We start from the raw sequence: 20,556 nt of genomic DNA, 5'->3' as shown, positions 1-20,556 counted from the left end.
GCACCGATGTGACGTAGCCATGACATTTCCTCCTATTTGCGGCTGCAAAGTCGTATTCGTGGGGGAGATGCTGGTATGAACAGGTAAAATAGCGGCTGCATTTTTCCTCATAAAGCCTTTCGCATGTCTATCCAATGGTTCCCCGGTCACATGAATGCCGCCCGCAAGAAGGCGGCAGAAACCATGGAGAAGACCGACATGATCATCGAAGTGCTGGATGCGCGTATTCCGCAAGCCAGCCGCAATCCGATGATCGAAGACTTGCGCAAGTTTCGTCAGCGCCCTTGCCTGAAGATATTGAACAAGGCCGATCTGGCCGATCCCAAGGCAACGCAGCAATGGCTGGACCATTACAACGCGCAAAAGGATGTGACTGCGGTTGCGCTCAGTTGCAAGAAGCCGGGCGATGTGGCCAAGGTGCCGGGTTTGAGCATCAAGGTTGCGCCGCATCGTGGTACGGCGCTCAAGCCTTTGCGCATCATGATCATGGGTATTCCCAACGTCGGCAAATCGACGCTGATGAATGCCCTGCTCAAGAAGCGTGTTGCCAAGGTGGGTGATGAACCTGCGGTAACCAAAACACAGCAACGTCTTTACCTCGGCAACAACATTGTTCTGACCGATACGCCGGGCATGATGTGGCCGAAGATCGAGCATCCGACCGATGGTTTGATGCTGGCTGCCAGTCACGCGATTGGCAGTAATGCGCTGATTGAAGAGGAAGTTGCGACTTTTCTGGCAGACGTACTGTTGCAGCGTTACCCGACCTTGTTGACGGCACGTTACGGTTTCAAGACGGATGGTATTGATGGTGTGGCGGTCATCGAAGGAATTGCGCAACGACGTGCGTTCCGCATCAAGGGTGGCGATCTGGATCTGGAAAAAGCCGCGCATACTTTTCTGCAGGATTACCGTTCAGGCGCATTGGGACGCGTCAGTCTGGAGACGCCGGAAAGCCGTCTGGCCTTGCTGGCGAGTTATGTGCCACCAGTCTCGTTGAGCGATGTGAAGGCAGAGGATGACGAGGACGAAGAAGAGGGCGATAGCTGGCAGGATCGTCGTCGCTGAGGATACGCAAGGCTGATTGATCTCTTTAAGAGCATCGTACAAAGAAAAACCCCGCAAGGCAGAACCTTGCGGGGTTTTTCTTTGGTACTGCAAGAGCAATCCGGCCTTGAGAACAAAGCCGGACTGGTCGGCTATTACATCATGCCGCCCATACCGCCCATGCCACCCATACCGCCCATGTCAGGCATTGCCGGTTTGTCTTCAACGATCTCAGCAACCATGCAATCCGTGGTCAGCAGCAGACCAGCGATCGATGCTGCGTTTTGCAGAGCCGAACGGGTGACTTTAGCTGGATCCAGCACGCCCATTTCGACCATGTCGCCGTAAGTGCCGTTGGCCGCGTTGTAACCAAAGTTACCTTTGCCTTCCTGTACTTTAGCCACAACGACCGATGCTTCGTCGCCAGCGTTCTGAACGATCATGCGCAGTGGTTCTTCCATTGCACGCAGAACGATACGGATACCAGCTTCCTGATCCGAGTTGTCGCCTTTGATGTCCAGGTTTGCACGTGCGCGCAGCAGGGCAACGCCACCGCCAGGAACGATGCCTTCTTCCACCGCAGCGCGGGTGGCGTGCAGCGCATCTTCAACGCGTGCTTTTTTCTCTTTCATTTCGACTTCGGTGGCAGCGCCAACCTTGATCACGGCAACACCGCCTGCCAGCTTGGCAACGCGTTCTTGCAGTTTCTCACGGTCGTAGTCCGAGGTCGCTTCTTCGATCTGTGCACGGATTTGCTTGACGCGTGCTTCGATCGCAACAGCTTGGCCAGCACCGTCGATGACGATGGTGTTTTCCTTGCCGATTTCAACGCGTTTTGCCTGGCCCAGTTCTTCCAGCGTGATTTTGTCGAGCGACAGACCGACTTCTTCCGCAACCACTTGACCGCCGGTCAGGATCGCGATGTCTTCCAGCATGGCTTTACGACGATCGCCAAAGCCTGGTGCCTTCACTGCGCAGGTTTTCAGGATGCCACGGATGTTGTTCACAACCAGCGTTGCCAGTGCTTCGCCGTCGATGTCTTCCGCGATGATCAGCAGTGGACGACCGGCTTTGGCAACTTGTTCCAGTACCGGCAGCAGGTCACGGATGTTCGAGATTTTTTTGTCGAACAGCAGGATGAATGGGTTTTCCAGCAGTGCGACTTGCTTGTCCGGGTTGTTGATGAAGTAGGGCGACAGGTAGCCACGGTCGAATTGCATACCTTCGACAACGTCCAGCTCGTCGTTCAGCGATTTGCCGTCTTCAACGGTGATGACGCCTTCTTTACCGACTTTTTCCATGGCTTCTGCAATGCGTTCGCCGATCGACGAGTCGCTGTTTGCCGAGATCGAACCGACCTGTGCGATTTCCTTCGAGGTCGTGCATGGCTTGGCGATCGTTGCCAGTTGTTCGACGGTAGCTGCAACAGCCTTGTCGATACCGCGCTTCAGATCCATCGGGTTCATGCCGGCGGCAACGTATTTCATGCCTTCGCGAACGATGGCTTGTGCCAGCACGGTTGCGGTGGTGGTGCCGTCACCTGCGTTGTCGTTGGTGCGCGAAGCCACTTCTTTCACGAGCTGGGCGCCCATGTTTTGCAGCTTGTCTTTCAGTTCGATTTCTTTTGCAACCGACACACCGTCCTTGGTGACGGTTGGCGCGCCGAACGAGCGCTCCAGAACAACGTTACGACCTTTAGGGCCCAGCGTGACCTTGACTGCGTTCGCCAGAATGTTTACACCTTCGACCATCTTGGCGCGCGCTGCGTCGCCGAAAATAACTTCTTTAGCTGCCATCTTGTTTACTCCTGATTATTCGTGGAATGGAAAACACCGGTTTCTGATCGCAGCATGGATGCTGTCCGATCAGAGAAGCGGCATTTATTTTTGTACGATTGCCATGATGTCTTCTTCGCGCATGACGAGGACTTCCTCGCCTTCGACCTTGACGGTTTGACCAGCATATTTGCCGAACAAAACGCGGTCGCCGACTTTGACGTCGAGCGGACGTACTTTGCCGTCATCCAGGATCTTGCCGTTGCCGACTGCCAGAACCTCACCTTGATCAGGCTTTTCAGCAGCTGCTTCAGGGATGATCAGACCGGATGCCGTTTTGGTTTCCTGATCCAGACGCTTGACGATCACGCGATCGTGCAAAGGACGAAGGTTCATACAAACTCCTTAAATTTCAATGGGTTAGTTATTGTTTGCGGCATGTTTTTGCAAGCCAGGCTTTGCTGTACCTGCTTGCCGCACGGGGAAATTAGTAAATGCGGGGAAGTTGTTAGCACTCTGCCCCGGCGAGTGCTAAGTATAGGGATGGTTGATGGTTAATTCAAGAGCGATCACTCTGCATTTCGCGTTTTGTAAAGATGCAAACATTCCCGGTCCAAACTGACCACAGACAGATAATTACCAGTCGGCGGTAATTCTTCTGCGGTCGGGTCAACATCAAAATAGTAAAAACGCTTTTGTTTCCCAAGGGAAGCCAAAAGATGGTTTTCGAACAGGGAACACCCGTCAAGACAATCTAGGTGTGACCGCTATCAATCCCTACAAAATCGATCGCGTATGGCGGGCTAACCTCGCAGCATCTGTGCAATACAAGTTCTAAGCCTCGTGAAATCGTCGAGCAAAGGCGGATCGCGTCAACGGCACCAAACTTGTTGGTGCCGGCATTGCGATCACGGGAGGAGGGTCTTCAATAAAAGTCCGAACAGAGCACTTACGCCAATCACCTGAATCACATTGCGTTTGTAGCGCACCAAGGCAACCGCTGCGATCACCGACATGATGGCTGCAATCCAGTCAAAGGCGCCTGCGAATCCTTGCGGCCACAGAACATGGTAGGAAAAGAACACCGCAAGATTCAAGATGACGCCGACCACCGCAGCGGTAATGCCTGTTAACGGTGCCGTGAATTTCAGGTTGCCATGGGTTGACTCCACTAGCGGTCCGCCAGCGAGGATGAAAATGAACGAGGGCAGGAAAGTGAACCAAGTCACGAGGACAGCCGCGGTAACGCCTGCAACGACCTGAAGATCGGTTCCGAATACGGACTGTACGTAGGCGCCGACAAAGCCGACAAAGGCGACAACCATGATGAGCGGCCCAGGATTGGCTTCTCCCAAAGCCAATCCGTCAATCATCTGCGTCGGGGTCAACCACTGGTAATGACCAATTGCCCCCTGATAAATATAGGGAAGAACGGCGTACGCTCCACCAAAAGTAAGCAGCGCCGCCTTGGTGAAAAACCATCCCATCTGGGTAAGCGTGTGGGACCATCCAAACTGCAGAGTCAGAAATGCCATTGGCAGGGCCCACAGAATCAGCCCGGTGGCGGCTATCTTTAGCAGACCAAACCAGCGAAATCTGGCGTGTTCAGGTGGTGGCGTATTGTCATCAATGAGCGCCGGACCGTACGACTTCTTTGCAGAACCATGACCGCCACCGACGGTGAATTTCTCGGGGACGTAACGACCACCCAGGTATCCAATCACCGCCGCTGTCAACACGATGAGCGGAAACGGAACGTTCATCGCAAAGATCGCAACGAACGAAGCGGCCGCGATCGCCCACATCCAGCTGTTCTTCAATGCGCGTGAGCCAATCCGATGTACTGCATGGACAACCACTGCAGTGATCGCCGGTTTGATACCGTAGAAGAGACCGGCAATCAGTGGCACATGTCCGTAAGCGATATACAGCCATGAAAGCACAATCAGAAACAGGAGCCCCGGCAGGACGAAGAGCACACCGGCGGCCACGCCTCCCTTTGTTTTATGCATGAGCCAGCCCATATAGGTGGCTAATTGCTGGGCTTCTGGTCCGGGCAAAAGCATGCAGTAGTTCAGTGCATGCAAGAACCGTCTTTCGCTGATCCAACGCCGCTGCTCGACGAGCTCACGATGCATTAGCGCTATCTGGGCAGCAGGTCCGCCAAAGCCAAGGAAGCCAAGCTTGAACCACAGTTTCAAGGCTTGGATGAAGGTTACCTGCAATGGCGGTTCGGATGCGCTATCGAGGGCAGTCGAATCGATAACGTGGTGGTTGCCGTTCATCCTGAAATCTCCTGTTCAAAAGTCGTGATGAGTGCGTCGAAGATGCCGGACGCGATCATCAGGAGCTGGTCGTCGTCGTGGACGGTAGAGCGAATGCCTGAGAGAACGCGCTCGATGCCGGCTGCTTCTGGTGGTTGGATGCCGCCGGCATCGATGAAATGCACTATGCTTCCCAGGCGATTCAGTGCGGGGGACTCCAGCCCGAAGCTGGCAAGCATCGTTTCGAATGTCACTTTGGCGCCGACGTGGGAGAAGAGCGCCCCATCAAAATCGAATCCGAGCGCATCCGGCGGACAATCTGAAGGGGATTTCAGCCAAAGGATTTTGGCTTTTGGATCAATATAGCGACGGATTAGCCAGGCAGAAGCCAGCCGATCCATCCACGGACGGGCGCGGGTCGCCCATACGCGTTTTTGATAATCGTCGATCTTCAAGCGTGCGATGTCGCCCGACACGGCATGTGGCTCGTCTGGAGAGAGCGTTCGGATGACTGCGTTTTCCAGTTCGAGGAGCGCAGCGCCTGTTTGCCGCTGTGCCTCTCCCGCAAAAAAATCGATCGTGCACAGTTGTTCGAAGGATTTACGTAACTTTCGAGATTGCTTCAGCGTATCTGCAGCCGTTTCTTCCGTCAGGTTCGACCGAGCGTGCGTGATCGCTTCCGTCAGTTCGGCAAACTCGGTGGTGCGATCGAACATGCCGGCAAAGACCTCACGGTCGGCATGCGTGATGAGCAGATAGGTGGTGCCGCCGTTCTTGTCGATGTCTTCAGCAATTTCGGACAAGAGAGTCTTGCCATTGCCTATCTCTGGCATGAGATAGACCCCATCCCTTAGTACAGCTGCACCAGAGTTCTTCAATGTCCGCCATGCCCGCATGCGGGCAGTTGCATTCTCCGTAGGGAGGGTGAGAACCAGTAATATCCAATTCATATTGGTAGAGTTTTCTACGATAATGTAGCTTACTCTACCGTAAACATGGGCGCATGCAAGATATTTTTAAATGAGCGCTTTGGTTTTATGGCAAGCAGTACTGGCGGGGTAGATGGAAGAGTGAAAACCCGTTCATTGTTTCAAGTGTCATTTAGAATATTTAACAGTTTGCTCAGTAGCATGTAATCGCTTATTATCAATATTTCAACATAAGTGCCTCGCTGTCCCCTTCATTGGAAGTGCTCTTATCTGCGACTGGAAGGCAAGTGATGAAACAAAGGATTCTCATCGTCGATGATCATGTCGACGTTTCGGAGGTCACTGCCGAGCTATTGGAAATGCTCGGCTATGCGTCAGATTCCGCCAATTCCCTCGACGCTGCGCTGCATTTACTCCGTACCCATCATTTTGATGCGGTGATCTCCGATTTACATATGCCTGCCGGCGATGGGATGAAGCTGCGCAGCCTCCTTGCGGAGGAGGACAACTTCCGGGATACGCCCTTTGTTTACATGACGGGAAAAGTGGATGACATACCCAAGTTGAATGATCCTGTTCTGGTAAAACCCTTTTCGCCGGATGACCTGGTCGCGGTTCTTGAGGATGTTCTCAACTCAAAGGCTTGATTTTCAGACGCTTTGCTTCTTGCGTCTGGATGCAGGCACGCGTCTCTATCCACATATGTCCTGTGGGTTTTGGCAGATCTGCATTCACTTCCATCGAGGGAGAATGCGGTTATTTTTTCAGAATGCTTATCGACCCATCTGCCTCTAGAAAAGCGCATTTCATTTCGCTCAAATCGCAATCGGCTTCTCGTAAGGCTTGTTCAAGATCGGCCATCCCCACTCTTGCCCGCGCCAGTCTGTCCTTGAAGATGACGCCATCTCGCCCAACAAGCTCGGCCGTGCCATCGACAAGATCGGCAATTTTGTGAGAGCGTGACGTCACCAGGCCAATCGTAAAATTCAATACGATCAGTGTGGCAGCAAGGATGAGGCCGCCTAGCAGTGATTCATCCCCGCCGCTCATGCTATTCGACACGGCTTCACTCAAAAGCATGATGACGAGCAAGTCAAACGGTGTGAACTGTCCGACCGTGCGCTTCCCCGAAATTCGGATCATCACAAGCAAGACAAAATAGACAATGGCTCCTCGCGCCATTAATTCCATCCACGACAAGCTCATATCAAGCACGGCACACCTCGACTGTTTGACGTTGAACATGACATTAAGTGGGTGAGGAACATGTGTATGTGCGTTTCATCACTCGGCGATTGGTGGGCAGTGACCTTTCCGCATCCGGCATGCTGACGCGCGAACAATTGCCCAGCCACATCGGATCGGCGTGTGGATTCTTACATTCAATCCCTCTGTTGTCTGATAGTGCGTTGAGCAGCCCAGAGCTATGGTGACTGAATACACAAGGAGAGCCGATATGCCATCCCTATTGAAACGTGCCTCACCCACGATCACGGACATGATCCGGTTTGATCATTCTCATACGCTGATCACCTACCATCAATACACCGCCGACAAGATGTCAGTGACGAAACGTTCTCTCGCTGAAACAATCTGTGCCGCACTGGAAATTCACGCGACCCTGGAAGAAGAAATTTTCTATCCGGCCTTGCAAGCATTCGCGGCAAGCGAGCCGGTTTTGCAGAAAAGTGAACCCGAGCATCAGGCCATGCGTGCACTGATCGCACAAATACGCAGCACGGATGCGTCGCTTCCATTGCATGCGGAGCTTGTCCACAAACTGATGCAGGAAGTCATTCATCACGTGGCGGATGAGGAAGCAGTGCTTCTTCCCATGGCGGAACAGAGACTCAGCAAGCAGCAGCTGTGCGAGCTTGGCGCCGAGATGACAAAAAGAAGAATGGAACTGGTTGCACCGCAAGCCGGAAAGCTCGCCGTCAATACCTTTGTTGGCATGTCCGGTAGCACCGTCGTCAAAACAATTGGCGCAATTGCGGCGGTTGCTGCGCTTGGCATGCTGGGCCAGCATAAACGACCAGTGAAATCGTAACGTGATCGCGAATAAAAAAGGAAAAGGCGGCTTTCAGTCGCCTTTTTATTATCTGTTTCTGCACAAGGCGATAAGCCGGTTCTGAAATCGAGCTGGTCAGTGCGCATGGAGCGCATGAGGTGTAGATCGATGTGTTCCCACTTTTCGCAGGTGAATCGATGATGGTGACTCTCAAGTATGTTTTTGATGACCTGAGGCAAGCCGAGACGGTAGCTGACATGCTGCGACCGCAGAAAACCAATACGGTGCAGGTCCTCTCATTAGCGGATGAAACCGGAGGCACCGAAGGCAATTTTTTACTGGAGTATAAAGACGAGTCCGAACATAACGCAGACCGAATCAGCAGTGGTGCGCCGTTTGATCCCAACATCAACAAGGGGCTGGGAAAGCAGAAGATGGTTCATAACGATAAGGTTCTCCTGATTGTTGAGGGCGATGATCGTGATCATGCAAGGATTCACGCGTTGATGATCGATGCCAAGGGCAGGCAGATAGACTGATTATTTGGAGCGTGCAGGAAAAAAAGAAAATCGTCGATGCTCCGAAGCCGCTGATGCCAACGTAACTATCATGTGAGATTTATCCGACCCATAGTCGAGAGTGACACCGACTGTCGTTGAGGCGGCTGTCTTTTGTACGATGAGATCATCTCATTAACCTGGAGGAATGCATGGTCACAAAGGTCATTCTTTCCGATCCGATTGATTCGGCTGCTCTCTCACGATTTGATGCCAGACAGGCGGGATTACGCTATGTAAAAGACGGCTCGTCGGGATATCGGCGTTTGCAGTCGGGTAAGGCGTTTCGTTATGTCGACATCGATGGCAAGCCACTCAAGGATGAAACGCAGCTTGCACGCATACGCTCGCTGGTGATTCCACCTGCATGGCAGGATGTGTGGATCTGTCGCTGGGAAAACGGTCATCTGCAGGCCACCGGACGCGATGCGCGAGGACGCAAGCAATATCGTTACCATCCGCAATGGCGCATCGTCAGAGATAACGCCAAATATGAACGCATGCTGGAATTCGGTCTGGCCTTGCCAAAGCTGCGCTCTGATCTTGATCGGGCGTTGGCACTGCCGGGCCTGCCGCGTGAAAAAGTCCTGGCTGCCGTCGTCTTTCTGCTCCATGCCACGCTGATACGCGTCGGTAATCGTGAATATGCACGAGACAATGAATCCTTTGGCATGTCGACGCTGCGCAAGAAGCATGTACGGCTGGATGGCAGTGAGATCCGTTTTTCCTTTCGCGGAAAAAGTGGCGTTCAGCATTCCATTCGTCTGCAAGATCGCCGACTAGCTAATCTCGTCAAGCGCATGCGCGAACTGCCGGGACAGGACTTGTTTCAATATCAGGATGAAGAGGGCGAGCTTCGTGCAATCGGCTCTGCGGACGTGAACGACTATCTGCGCGAACTGAGCGGAGAAGATTACACCGCAAAAGATTTTCGAACCTGGTCGGGTACGGTACTCGCTGCGACTGCACTTATCGCCTGTGAGCCCTGTCAATCCGACGCGCATGGCAAGCGCATGATTGTGCAGGCGATCAGCGATGTCGCACAAAAGCTGGGAAATACTCCCGCGATCTGCCGCAAATGCTATGTGCACCCGCAGGTCATTGCCTGTTATACAAACGGCGCTTTACATGCAATGGCGAAAGCGCCCATTCCGATGCAACGAACCAGGAGTATTGCGAAAGAACATGCATTGACCCGCGAAGAAATGCTGGTGATTCACATGTTGAAGACAATCGGAAAAATGCCGCATAAGAGGGAAAAATCGGGAGGAAGGGCGAAGGCAGTCGTCATGCCTTTGGCTGCGTGATAAATAATCAACGCCGATTGCCTACCCCTTGCCATAGCTTGCTGTGAAGATGGGCAGGGTGACCTGCGGCCACCGTGCCTTGTTGTTACTTGCGTGGCGATTCGCTGTTACCCGTGTTGACGCCACCGGAGGTATTGGTCGGGCTAGCAGGCTTGGTGGATGAGCCGCTATGCGTCTCGCCAGAGTTATCCAAACCGCCTTTTCCCAGTTTTTTGCGTTCCCGGCTCGGATCGCTGTTATCGGAGGTCTTCGGTTTGGCCGAGGACTTCTCCACCGTGCTGCAATCATTCATATAGTCTTTCTTTTCCTTGTCGCTTGACGCAGACCCGGCGTTGCATTGCTTGCGCTTTGCTTCCTGCACTTCCTGGCTACCCGTTGCGCGGTTGCCCTTGTAACGTTCCTGAATGCAGTGTGCGATTGCCGCATCTTTCTCATTGCCTGATTTATCAGCATGGATGCGACCGCATGTATTGTCTGGGCGATCATAGTCATCGGCAGCGAATGCGAGGGGCTGGATGCACAACAATGCAGTGGCAGCAAGCGTGGTAAAAGCAATCTTCATAGGGCCTCCTTGTAGGGATATCTTCATTAGTCGTCACCGAATACAGTAATGGTGTGTGGCAAGTTGACCAATCAGATAACGGGAGAACGTGAGTAGGACGAATCCTGCCTCGCATATCGCGATGACCCTGCATCTTCTATCGCCGATACTTTCCTTGCCATGCACGTTGCGCATCTATGTTGATTCCGCCCCACGATATTCAAGAATCAAACGAATAGGAATGGCCTTGTATGCCGGTACCTTGCTGCCCTTTGCATGGTGCCAGAGTGGTACCAGCGGATTGAGCTCGGGAAAATAGCCCACCACGCATCCTTGCGGAATATCGAAAGGCTGCACCCGTAACCGTTCCACACGACGTGTAACGTCATTGTCTGATTCCGTTTCGGCAGTTACAAAGTCACCGGCGTGAAGATCGCGTTTCTTCATGTCTTCCTTGTTCATCAGGAGTACGCGCCGCGTTCCAAATACGCCGCGAAAGCGATCGTCCAGCGCATAGACCGTCGTGTTGAACTGGTTATCTCCGCGTGTCGTCATCAGCCGCAGGGTTTCGCCGGAACGATCAGGTAACTCCGCATGCGGATTCAGGGTTGCAGGGGGGATGAAGTTGGCTTTGCCATTTTCCGTTTTCCAGATGCGCTCACGGGCAGGTAACGGACGCGCAAAGCCGCCAGGCGTCCACATCCTGTTATTGAAATCATGAAAGGTTTCCGGAAACGTCTCTGCAATGGCGTCGCGGATACTGGCGTAGTCCGCCACCCATGCATCCCAGTTCACACGAGGATTGGGTTCGAGCGTGTGTCTGGCAAGGCCTGCGATGATGGCGGGTTCTGACAGCAACGTGTTGGCGGCAGGATCAATCAAACCTTTTGAGCCATGGATGCGACCCGTGCTGTCTTCTACCGTCACCGCCTGTTCACCGCTTTCCTGCTGATCCGTTTCGATACGGCCAAGGCAGGGAAGGAGATAGGCCTTGCGGCCATGCACCACGGCACTGCGATTGAGCTTGGTCAGGATTTGCACGGTCAGGGGAATATCACGCCATGCCGGTTCCGTCAGACTATGGTCGGGCGCGGCACGCAGAAAGTTGCCGCCCAGTCCGATAAATGCCGCCACTTCCCCGTTCAGCATGGCTTCGCAGGTCTCGACGGTATTCATCCCTTTTTTGGTTGGCGGTTCGAAGCCGTATTGTTCGCGTAACTTCTCGATCGGTGCCAGCTCCGGCTTTTCGGTAATACCTACCGTGCGCTGTCCCTGCACATTCGAATGGCCGCGAATAGGACAGATGCCCGCACCGGGTTTGCCGATGTTGCCGCGCAAGAGCAGCAGGTTGGTCAGCATGTCGATATGCTGCACGCCTTCGCGCTGCTGGGTGACGCCCATTCCGTAAAAAATGATGGCCCGCTCGGCACGGGCATAGGTTTGTGCTGCCTGCGCCAATTCGGATCGGGCAATACCGGAAAAACGTTCAATGTCCTCCCAACCCGTAGCGCGCACTTTGTCTGCAAATGCCTCAAAACCATGTGTGTGCTCCGCAATGAAATCGGCATCGATGACACGTGTCTGATTGGACGCACGCGCTGCATCGTCTGCCTCGATCAGCCACTTGGCAATCCCCATGGCTGCCGCCGTATCGCCGCCGAGGATGATCTGCAAATACTGGGTCGAGATGCATGTCTGGTCCGGCGTCAGCATCTGGACCGGGGATTGCGGATTGACGAAAGCCACCATGCCGCGCTCACGAATGGGATTGACAGTGATGATGGGCACATCACGTTGCCGAGCTTCCTGCAACTGATGCAGCATGCGGGGCGCATTGGTACCCGTGTTGTGACCAAAGAACAGCATGCAATCTGTTTTCTGGAAATCATCAAGACCGATTGTGCCAACCGGTACGCCGATGGAACGTGGCAACGCAACGGAGGTGGTCTCATGGCACATGTTCGAGCTGTCGGGCAGGTTGTTGTTGCCATACATGCGTGCCAGTAGCTGATACATGTAGGAGGTCTCGAGGGAGGCCCGCCCGGATGCGTAAAACACCACCTTCTCCGGTTCCATGGTACGCAGTTCTGCGCCAATATCCGCAAAAACCTCATCCCATGACACGGCAAGGTATTTATCACTGGCTGCATCGTAGCGCATGGGTTTTGTCAGCCTGCCTGTCGATTCCAGCTCATAGTCAGTCCAGCTTTCGAGTTCGCTCACGGTATGTTGCAAGAAAAAGTCGGGCGCGGCCTTGTTGCTGGTGAGCTCCCACGCTGTTGCCTTCGCACCGTTTTCACAGAATTCAAATGCATGCGGATCGGCCGGTTTGGCCCAGGAGCAGCTTACACAGGCAAATCCATGCAGCTTGTTTTGTCGAGGAAGCGCTTGCATGCCATGGATCACGGCATCCTGTTCCATCAATGTCGTGCTCACTTCCTTTAATGATCCCCAGCCTCCAGCGGGTTCTAGGTCGTCGGTGAAATGGGCTTTTTCCGGGATATCGATCTGGGACATTCTGCTCTCCTTGATGATGCTGATGGCATGACACAGCAGTGTTGACGAGCAGGAGCAATGGAAGTTTCGGTTATTTCAACTGATTCGTGCGCGAGAGCACTTATGCGGGGTCATTGGGCATGCACATGTGGACCTAAAGCGAACACTGGTTTTCCTTCAATGCGCGACTTGGCACGTTGCGCTGACAAGGCATTGGATGAAGAGCTGCAGTGCCTGTAGAAAGAGTTGAAGGACTGAACCGGAATAAATAGGGCCGACCTGCCAAGGATATCTATTCAAACGAATCACAATCCCACAAGAGAAAAGGCGTACCTCTGACAGTTGCGCTCCACGAAGAGGTCTATCTTCAACCGTTCACGTTTCATAACCGAAAATCATAATTTGGAGATAACCATGTCAAATAGCACACTGAATAAAAACTTAGTAATAGCCGCTCTGTTGATGACGGGTGCCACGACCTTGCCGGCTTTGGCGGATCGTACTGTAACGTCGGAAGAGGGTTCGCCAAATACACGCATGGCCAAGAAAGTCGCACTCGATGCTTCCGATCGCCAGATGTTGACCAAACTGGCGCAAGGCAATCAGGCCGAAGTCGATGCAGCAAAACTTGCGCTGGAGAAATCCGATTCAGATGCGGTGAAATCGTTTGCACAACGTATGATCGACGATCATTCCAAAGGACTGAAAGAGATACACGCGCTGGCGAAGGATAAGGAAGTCAAACTGCCGAAGGAAGCCGATAAAAAGCACCAGGCAGCACTGTCTGAACTGAAAAAGTTATCGGGCCCCGCATTTGATCAGAAATACCTTGCGCAAGCAGGTCACGCTGATCATCAGGCAACGCTTCAATTACTGAAAGAGATTGAAAAAGATGCCAATGACGCTGATCTGAAGATGCTGGCCAAGAAAATGGAGCCGGTCGTGCAGTCCCATTTGCGCATGGTAGAAGACATCAAGAGCAAGTGATGACGGGATGGGTGTCAGCGTCGTTTCTGTTCAGCATGTTGATGCAATTTGAACGTAATGACATCTCATCTTCTGACAAAAATTTGAGATTTTTCCGATGTCGTACTTACGATGGAGTGACTAGACTGGCTCTTAGTGAAAATTACATTTCGTAATGGATGTCACTACTCACTCATCACGATTCACGACTCATTATTCGTTAAACAAAGGAGCCAGCCATGACAACCAAGCCAGCTACAAAATCGACTGCCAAATCGCGCAAGTCCACCCCCGACGCTGTCGATATGTTGATCGAAGATCACGAAAAAGTGAAAAAGCTTTTCAAGGAATTTGAAAAGCTGGCAAAGAAAGATGACACGGAAGGCAAAGTGGAAGTTGCTCAGAAAATCTGTGAGGAATTGACGATTCATGCACAGATTGAAGAAGAGATTTTCTATCCTGCCGCGCGTGAGGCCATCAACGACGATGATATGTTGAATGAAGCAGAGGTGGAGCATGCCACCGCCAAGGATCTCATTGAGCAGATCAGCGGCATGTCAGGCGATGACGAAATGTATGATGCGAAAGTGAAGGTGCTGAGCGAATACATCAATCATCACGTCGAGGAAGAAGAAGGCGAGATGTTCAAGAAGGTAAGAAAATCCAAGCTGGATCTGGATGAACTGGCTGTACAGATGATGGAGCGCAAAGAAGAGTTGATGGGTGCATTGGCTTAAGGCTGATACTTAAAAAAAGCGAGCAATGCTCGCTTTTTTTATTTCTGCTGCCTACTTCTCTGCTACCGGTTTATCACTGGCAAGTGCAGTGTTTTTTTCATAAGCGGGCTGGTCCGGGACTTTTCTTGGAACGTCCGGGGTACCTGCCGGTTTGTTTGCCGGATCGTTTTCGACATACACACCGGTGCGCTGCTGATAGGTCATGCTTTCCGGGCCAGTGCCGGCGCGTACAGGTTGTGGAACATCAGCTCTATTTTTTTCAACCATGCGGTCAGAATTGGTTTTCTCGATTTTATGTTCGGACATGCTTTCTCCTTCGCCTCACTATCGGCATGATGGGGTCTTGCACCTTACGGTTTGATTTTTCCGCTGAGTGGTTTATTGGTCGATCGTGTGGGATCACGTTCGGTCGGATCGTTGGCATTATTACGCAAGCGATTGGCAGCCGCATTCGCCGAGTCGTCATTGGAAAATTCTTTGGAGACGGGGTCTGGGCCAAAGTCCTTAGCATGTGTTTCAGCGCGCAGGTTATTTCCTTTTTTCTCGACTTCCTGAAGTTGGGGTTTACCGTTGATATCAGAGTCTTCGCTGTAGTCAGGCGGTACGTTCAGTTTGTTAACGGACATGATGAACTCCTTCAACAAGATAAAAATTCATTCTATGTTTCCCTGCATGTAGAGAGGATAGGAGAAGCGCGCAGCTCGGTGTAAGAGTTTGTTTTGCAGTATGAAGGACGAACCTGCTGACGATACATCCCGGTGTTTTCCTACATACGTGCCTGTAGTGATAGCGGATGATAGAGAGCCGATCAATTCATCCTCTCGATCATGGCTTCTACCAGTAAGCGTATTTTGTGGAAAGGTGCGATCTCTTTCGGACTCGTGCATATTCCGATCGCCTTGCATTCGGCAACGCAAGAGAATGGGCTGAACTTTGACTGGCTGGACAAGCGCACCATGGATCCGGTCGGTTACAAGCGCATCAATAAGAAAACCGGCAAGGAAGTCAGCAAGGAAAATATCGTCAAGGGTATTGAAGTCGAGGATGGTCATTATGTGATTCTGAGTCCGGAAGAGATTGACGCGGCTTATCCAAAGACGACCCAGACCATCGAGATCGAAGCTTTCGTTTCGGCAAATGCCATTCCTTTCGTTTATTTCGAACGTCCTTATTACATTTCTCCCATCAACAAGGGCGCTAAGGTTTATGCGCTGCTGCGAGAAATCCTGCTCAAGACCGGCAAGGTTGGCTTGGCTAAGGTCGTCATCCAGACCAAACAGCATCTAGCCGTACTCGTGCCCGCAGGGCCCGCGCTGGTGTTGAATCTGCTACGCTGGGGCGATGAGATCCGAACGTGGGATCAGCTTGATTTGCCCAAGGAAGGCGCAAAAGCAGCAGGCCTGACGGAGAAGGAAATCAAGATGGGCGAGCAGCTTGTTGAAGACATGAGTGGAGACTGGAACCCGGAAGACTTCACCGATTCGTTCAAGGAGCAGATACTGCATCTGGTCGAGGAAAAAGTGAAAGCGGGTGAAACCGAAACCGTCACCCCAGTTGAAACCGTAGAGGCCGGAGAATCTGCCAAGATCTACGATTTGACCGACATGTTGCAACGCAGTTTGAAAGGCGGCAAGCCGAATAAATCGGCGCCGGCTAACAAATCGGCGCCTGCGGCAGGTAAGAAGGTCGCAAGGAAATCCACTGCCAGAAAAAGCGCGGCGAAGACCACGTCTTCGAAAGTAGCCGCCAAACGTAAAACTGCGTGATGCCATGGCGAAATCCGACTCTCTTGCTGCGTATAGAGCAAAACGTGATTTCTCGGTCACGACCGAACCTGCGGAAGGCGGCAGCGAAAATACCGCGGCACGCTCGTTTGTCATTCAAAAACATTGGGCCACGCGCCTGCATTATGACTTTCGCCTCGAATTAGGTGATGCGATGAAAAGCTGGGCAGTTCCCAAGGGGCCCAGTTTCGATCCGAAAGACAAGCGCATGGCGGTACATGTCGAAGATCATCCAATCTCGTACAACACATTTGAAGGACAGATTCCTGAGAAGCAGTATGGTGCGGGCAAAGTCATTGTCTGGGACAGAGGCACATGGTATCCGATTGGTGACCCAAGGAAGGGGTACCGCGATGGCAATCTCAAGTTCGAATTGCATGGACACAAGCTGCAGGGAAAATGGGCCCTGATTCGCATGAAGGGAAAAGGTGAAAAGAAAGAGCCCTGGCTTCTGATCAAGGAAAAAGATCACTTTGCACGCGCGTCCAGCGAATTCAGTGTGGTGGATGAGTTACCGGATAGCGTGCTGCATCTGTCGGTGAAGGATGCTGCCGTCGATAAGGAAAAGGGTGCCGAAGCAAAAAGCGAAAATAAAAATGCGCCACGCAGCACGACACCCGGCGCCGCTAAGAATAAAAAGCGGCCGTCTCAGAAAGGTACGGCGGTTAAAGGTTTGCCCGCCGGCGCACGCAAGGTTGGGTTGCCCGCCAAGTTCACACCGCAATTGGCGACCCTCGTGGATGGCCCGCCCGCAGAGGGTGACTGGCTGTACGAAATCAAGTTTGATGGCTACCGTTTGCTGACGCGTATCGAGGGCGAGGATGTTCGCCTGTTCACGCGCAATGGTCATGATTGGACAGAGAAGTTGCCGGCACTAAAAGAGGCGATCGCAAAGCTCAAGATCACGTCCGCCTGGCTTGATGGCGAGATTGTGGTGGCATCGGAGAATGGGGTCCCCAATTTTCAGTTGTTGCAGAACGCCTTCGATAAGCAGAGTACCGAACAGATCGCCTATTACCTGTTCGATCTTCCCTACTACGATGGGCATGACTTGAGGGATGTACCGCTGATTGTGCGGCGTGCGCTGCTCAAATCCATTCTCAACAAGAAAAAGTCGGATGCGGTGCATTACAGCGAAACGTTTGAGGTGCCGGCCCGTGACATCGTCATGTCAGCTTGCCGGCTTGGTCTGGAAGGCGTGATCGGCAAACGCAAGGATGCTCCATACAGCACGGGTCGATCCCGGGACTGGATCAAACTCAAATGCACGCACAGGCAGGAATTCGTCATTGGCGGCTTCACCGATCCCAAGGGAAGTCGTACGGGGCTCGGTTCATTGATACTGGGCGTTCATGACGAAAGCGGCAATCTGATCTATGCCGGCAATGTCGGTACCGGCTTTAATAACAAGACACTGAGTGATCTGCGCAAAAAACTGGATGCCCTTGTCAGTAAGGACACGCCGTTTGCATCCACTGCGGATATCGAGAAGAAGGCACATTGGGTCAAACCGGTTCTCTTGGCGGAAGTTTCCTTTGCCGAATGGACGAAGAGCGGTCATATCCGGCATGCGGTATTTCATGCCTTGCGCAGTGACAAGACTGCCAAAGCGATCGTGCGGGAGAAGCCATTGGCAGAACCGCGTGCCCCGCACACAATTGCGGATCCGCAGGTGCAGAGCATCCTGCCCCGGAACTTCAAGGTCAGCCATCCCGAACGTATTGTCGATAGCGCCACCGGCATCGACAAGATTGCCCTGATTCGCTACTACGCCTTGGTGGCTTCGCTGATGCTGCCACATCTGAAGGCGCGACCAGTGTCGTTGGTGCGCGCGCCCGACGGTATTGAGGGACAGCTCTTCTTCCAAAAACATATGGAAAGTCCATTGGAAGGCATCAGCCTGCTGGATCAAAAGCTGGATCCCGGTCATGCGCCCTTGATGGAAATCGTCAAGCCGCTGGGTCTGCTGTCTGCAGCACAGATGAATGTAATTGAGTTCCATACATGGAACGGGGTGAAGACGCAGATTGCCAAGCCGGACCGGATGACCTTTGACCTGGATCCCGGAGAAGGTGTCAGCTGGGAGATCATGCAGGAATCCACATTGCTGATGGGCTCGTTTCTCTCTCAGCTAGGCTTGAAGTCCTTTGTCAAAACCAGTGGCGGAAAAGGCATGCATGTGGTTGTGCCTTTAAGAAAGCATCATGACTGGGATACAGTCAAAGCCTTTTCGCAGGCCATCGTGTTGCATATGTCTGCCGTTCTGCCGCAACGCTTTGTCGCAAAGAGCGGACCGAGGAATCGTGTCGGCAAAATATTCATTGATTATCTGCGTAATGGATTTGGTGCGACGACTGTGGCAGCCTGGTCTTTACGCGCGCGCCCTGGCTTGAGTGTCTCGGTACCGGTTGCCTGGGACGAAGTTGAAAAGCTGCAGAGCAGTGGGCAGTGGACTATTGCAAACATCCATACAAGGCTGGATAAGGGTAATACACCGTGGGCCGACTACGATCAGTCACTCCAGAATCTGTCGCAAGCGATGAAGCTGCTTGATTTCAAAGTCGCGCGATAAGTTTTATTGTCAAAGCCGTACCCGTTTTTAAGGTTGAAAAGATGACTGACATTGTTCACAAGGACCATTTGACCGAGCAAACAAACATCATAAGAACGTTGGGAGCAAAACCGGAAATCGAACCCGCAAGCGAATTTATCCGTCGGGCTGATTTTTTGCGTGCCCTGCTGATCGAGACAAAAAGAAAATGCTTCGTGCTTGGCATCAGCGGTGGCGTGGATTCCCTGGTAGCAGGTCTGATCGCGCAACGCGCTGTCGTACAGGCACGTGAAGAACGTTATCAGGCGAAGTTTGTCGCGATGCGTTTGCCCTATGGAGATCAACGGGATGAAGCCGATGCGCAGCGCGCGCTCAAGTTCATCCAGCCAGACGAAGTTCTGACAGTCAATATCAAGAAACCCAGTGACGAAATGCTGCTTTCGCTTAAACATGGCGGGACATTTTTTGACACGGCAGGTCAGGAAGACTTTGTTCACGGCAATATCAAGGCGCGCCAGAGAATGATTGCGCAGTATGCCGTTGCGGGGCGCGAAGAAGGCTTGGTGATCGGAACGGATCACGCGGCGGAAGCCTTGATGGGATTTTTCACCAAGCATGGCGACGGTGCTTGCGATGTCACGCCTTTGGCAGGCCTGAACAAACGGCAGGTGCGGGCGATTGCGCGGTCCTGTGGTGCCGAAGAAACCTTGGCAATGAAAGTACCGACTGCCGATCTGGAATCGCTGGTCCCGATGAAGCCCGACGAGTTGGCCTTTGGCATCTCGTATCACGAGATTGATGATTTTCTGGAAGGCAAGCAAGTCAGTAGTCAGGCTTATGACGTGATCATTCGGCAGTACCGCGCTACGGCGCACAAACGTCGTCTGCCAATCACGTTGCCTGGTCTTTGATTGCGAGTACCAAGCTCTCCTTGAGGTTTTCCATGAACGCGCCATCGCTCGACGACATCGTCCGTTACCTGAAACAGAACAACTTGCGAATTGTCACGGCCGAATCCTGTACCGCCGGCCTGCTCGCTTCGACGCTGGCAGAACCCTCCGGCTGTGGTGCCTGGCTGGAAGCAGCCTATGTGACCTATTCCGAAGAGGCAAAGATCGACGCCTTGGGCGTCGAAGAGGCGCTCATCGATCAGTATGGACTGACGAGCGAAGAAGTGGCGTGTGCCATGGCGCGCGGCGCCTTGCGCATTTCAAACGCGAATCTCGCGATCGCGACAACCGGCGTCGCGGGCCCATCTTCTGGCGATGGTCAAGAGCCGGTTGGCACTGTCTGCCTGGCATGGATCTTCAAGAACGAAAGCGGCATACATACCTACTCGGAGAAAACGCATTTTTCCGGAGATAGAAACCAGGTACGTCAGGCCGCGACGCAATTCGCGCTTGAGCGCATTCCTGATTATTACGGCAAATCTGTCGACGCCGTCTGAAGATTCATGGTCATCTCATGCAAGCAACGAACGATACATGCTTGAAAGCATCACGCGTCTAACGTTTATTCCTACGCATATAGCATCGTTTCACTGATAGGCAGTCAGCCAGCCTTTTCCTATTCTTGCTACACCCTTGCATTG

20 protein-coding genes are annotated in these 20,556 nt (G+C 52.8%); 11 read left to right on the top strand and 9 right to left on the bottom strand.

Features of this window, described 5'->3' with window-relative positions; all coding sequences use genetic code 11:
* Window positions 1–123: 123 nt before the first annotated feature.
* Window positions 124–1,068 (top strand): ribosome biogenesis GTPase YlqF, encoded by a 945-nt coding sequence (ylqF, locus tag IEV29_RS07050; RefSeq protein ID WP_188380502.1) that lies wholly within the window; start codon window positions 124–126, stop codon window positions 1,066–1,068.
* Window positions 1,069–1,202: 134 nt separating this feature from the next.
* On the opposite strand, the gene groL is transcribed toward ylqF, so the two are convergent.
* The 4 genes from groL to IEV29_RS07030 all read right to left on the bottom strand — a co-directional run bounded on the left by groL (window position 1,203) and on the right by IEV29_RS07030 (window position 5,982).
* Window positions 1,203–2,843, bottom strand: coding sequence for a chaperonin GroEL (gene groL / locus IEV29_RS07045; protein ID WP_188380501.1), 1,641 nt, complete (start codon window positions 2,841–2,843; stop codon window positions 1,203–1,205).
* Window positions 2,844–2,927: 84 nt separating this feature from the next.
* Window positions 2,928–3,218, bottom strand: coding sequence for a co-chaperone GroES (gene groES / locus IEV29_RS07040; RefSeq protein WP_188380500.1), 291 nt, complete (start codon window positions 3,216–3,218; stop codon window positions 2,928–2,930).
* 512 nt (window positions 3,219–3,730) lie between these two features.
* Window positions 3,731–5,107, bottom strand: coding sequence for a chromate efflux transporter (chrA, locus tag IEV29_RS07035; RefSeq protein ID WP_188380499.1), 1,377 nt, complete (start codon window positions 5,105–5,107; stop codon window positions 3,731–3,733).
* A complete protein-coding gene (locus IEV29_RS07030; RefSeq protein ID WP_308632720.1) occupies window positions 5,104–5,982 on the bottom strand; it encodes a chromate resistance protein ChrB domain-containing protein in 879 nt (292 codons plus the stop codon). Before IEV29_RS07030 ends, chrA begins: the two co-directional genes overlap by 4 nt.
* A gap of 323 nt (window positions 5,983–6,305) precedes the next feature.
* Between IEV29_RS07030 and IEV29_RS07025 the strand changes: the two genes are divergently transcribed.
* The gene (locus IEV29_RS07025; protein WP_188380497.1) at window positions 6,306–6,662 is read left to right on the top strand and encodes a response regulator; all 357 of its coding nucleotides are present in this window, start codon (window positions 6,306–6,308) and stop codon (window positions 6,660–6,662) included.
* 109 nt (window positions 6,663–6,771) lie between these two features.
* Here IEV29_RS07025 and IEV29_RS07020 read toward each other — a convergent pair whose 3' ends face one another.
* The gene (locus IEV29_RS07020; protein ID WP_188381111.1) at window positions 6,772–7,230 is read right to left on the bottom strand and encodes a DUF421 domain-containing protein; all 459 of its coding nucleotides are present in this window, start codon (window positions 7,228–7,230) and stop codon (window positions 6,772–6,774) included.
* 241 nt (window positions 7,231–7,471) lie between these two features.
* Between IEV29_RS07020 and IEV29_RS07015 the strand changes: the two genes are divergently transcribed.
* The 3 genes from IEV29_RS07015 (at window position 7,472) to IEV29_RS07005 (ending at window position 9,890) form a co-directional block, all read left to right on the top strand.
* On the top strand, window positions 7,472–8,065 hold the full coding sequence (locus IEV29_RS07015; RefSeq protein ID WP_229726270.1) for a hemerythrin domain-containing protein: 594 nt from the start codon (window positions 7,472–7,474) through the stop codon (window positions 8,063–8,065).
* Between the two features lie 158 nt (window positions 8,066–8,223).
* On the top strand, window positions 8,224–8,565 hold the full coding sequence (locus tag IEV29_RS07010) for a hypothetical protein (protein ID WP_188380496.1): 342 nt from the start codon (window positions 8,224–8,226) through the stop codon (window positions 8,563–8,565).
* A 170-nt stretch (window positions 8,566–8,735) separates the two neighbouring features.
* On the top strand, window positions 8,736–9,890 hold the full coding sequence (locus IEV29_RS07005; protein ID WP_188380495.1) for a DNA topoisomerase IB: 1,155 nt from the start codon (window positions 8,736–8,738) through the stop codon (window positions 9,888–9,890).
* A gap of 85 nt (window positions 9,891–9,975) precedes the next feature.
* Here the strand turns inward: IEV29_RS07005 and IEV29_RS07000 are convergent, their stop codons facing one another.
* Together IEV29_RS07000 and IEV29_RS06995 are read right to left on the bottom strand one after the other, a co-directional pair.
* A complete protein-coding gene (locus tag IEV29_RS07000) occupies window positions 9,976–10,452 on the bottom strand; it encodes a hypothetical protein (RefSeq protein WP_188380494.1) in 477 nt (158 codons plus the stop codon).
* 174 nt (window positions 10,453–10,626) lie between these two features.
* Window positions 10,627–12,948: an FdhF/YdeP family oxidoreductase gene (locus IEV29_RS06995; RefSeq protein ID WP_188380493.1), complete on the bottom strand. Its 2,322-nt coding sequence runs from the start codon at window positions 12,946–12,948 to the stop codon at window positions 10,627–10,629.
* 393 nt (window positions 12,949–13,341) lie between these two features.
* On the opposite strand from IEV29_RS06995, the gene IEV29_RS06990 reads away from it, so the two are divergent.
* On the top strand, window positions 13,342–13,914 hold the full coding sequence (locus IEV29_RS06990; protein ID WP_188380492.1) for a DUF4142 domain-containing protein: 573 nt from the start codon (window positions 13,342–13,344) through the stop codon (window positions 13,912–13,914).
* A gap of 218 nt (window positions 13,915–14,132) precedes the next feature.
* Window positions 14,133–14,630, top strand: a complete 498-nt coding sequence (locus tag IEV29_RS06985; RefSeq protein ID WP_188380491.1) for a hemerythrin domain-containing protein — start codon at window positions 14,133–14,135, stop codon at window positions 14,628–14,630.
* Window positions 14,631–14,681: 51 nt separating this feature from the next.
* Here IEV29_RS06985 and IEV29_RS06980 read toward each other — a convergent pair whose 3' ends face one another.
* Together IEV29_RS06980 and IEV29_RS06975 are read right to left on the bottom strand one after the other, a co-directional pair.
* On the bottom strand, window positions 14,682–14,936 hold the full coding sequence (locus IEV29_RS06980) for a hypothetical protein (RefSeq protein ID WP_188380490.1): 255 nt from the start codon (window positions 14,934–14,936) through the stop codon (window positions 14,682–14,684).
* A 44-nt stretch (window positions 14,937–14,980) separates the two neighbouring features.
* The gene (locus IEV29_RS06975; RefSeq protein ID WP_188380489.1) at window positions 14,981–15,256 is read right to left on the bottom strand and encodes a hypothetical protein; all 276 of its coding nucleotides are present in this window, start codon (window positions 15,254–15,256) and stop codon (window positions 14,981–14,983) included.
* Window positions 15,257–15,457: 201 nt separating this feature from the next.
* On the opposite strand from IEV29_RS06975, the gene ku reads away from it, so the two are divergent.
* From ku to IEV29_RS06955, 4 genes are read left to right on the top strand one after another with little or no spacing between them, the layout of a single operon-like run.
* Window positions 15,458–16,396 carry a non-homologous end joining protein Ku gene (gene ku / locus IEV29_RS06970; protein ID WP_188380488.1) on the top strand — a complete coding sequence of 313 codons (939 nt, stop codon included), beginning with the start codon at window positions 15,458–15,460 and terminating at the stop codon, window positions 16,394–16,396.
* 4 nt (window positions 16,397–16,400) lie between these two features.
* A complete protein-coding gene (gene ligD, locus IEV29_RS06965; RefSeq protein WP_188380487.1) occupies window positions 16,401–18,986 on the top strand; it encodes a DNA ligase D in 2,586 nt (861 codons plus the stop codon).
* A 50-nt stretch (window positions 18,987–19,036) separates the two neighbouring features.
* The gene (gene nadE / locus IEV29_RS06960) at window positions 19,037–19,876 is read left to right on the top strand and encodes an NAD(+) synthase (RefSeq protein WP_373868119.1); all 840 of its coding nucleotides are present in this window, start codon (window positions 19,037–19,039) and stop codon (window positions 19,874–19,876) included.
* A 32-nt stretch (window positions 19,877–19,908) separates the two neighbouring features.
* A complete protein-coding gene (locus tag IEV29_RS06955) occupies window positions 19,909–20,412 on the top strand; it encodes a CinA family protein (protein WP_188380486.1) in 504 nt (167 codons plus the stop codon).
* The last annotated feature ends 144 nt before the right edge of the window (window positions 20,413–20,556 follow it).

The organism is Oxalicibacterium faecigallinarum (assembly GCF_014635705.1).
GTDB classification, from domain to species: Bacteria; Pseudomonadota; Gammaproteobacteria; order Burkholderiales; family Burkholderiaceae_D; genus Oxalicibacterium; species Oxalicibacterium faecigallinarum.
This window is presented reverse-complemented; position numbering and strand designations above follow the sequence as displayed.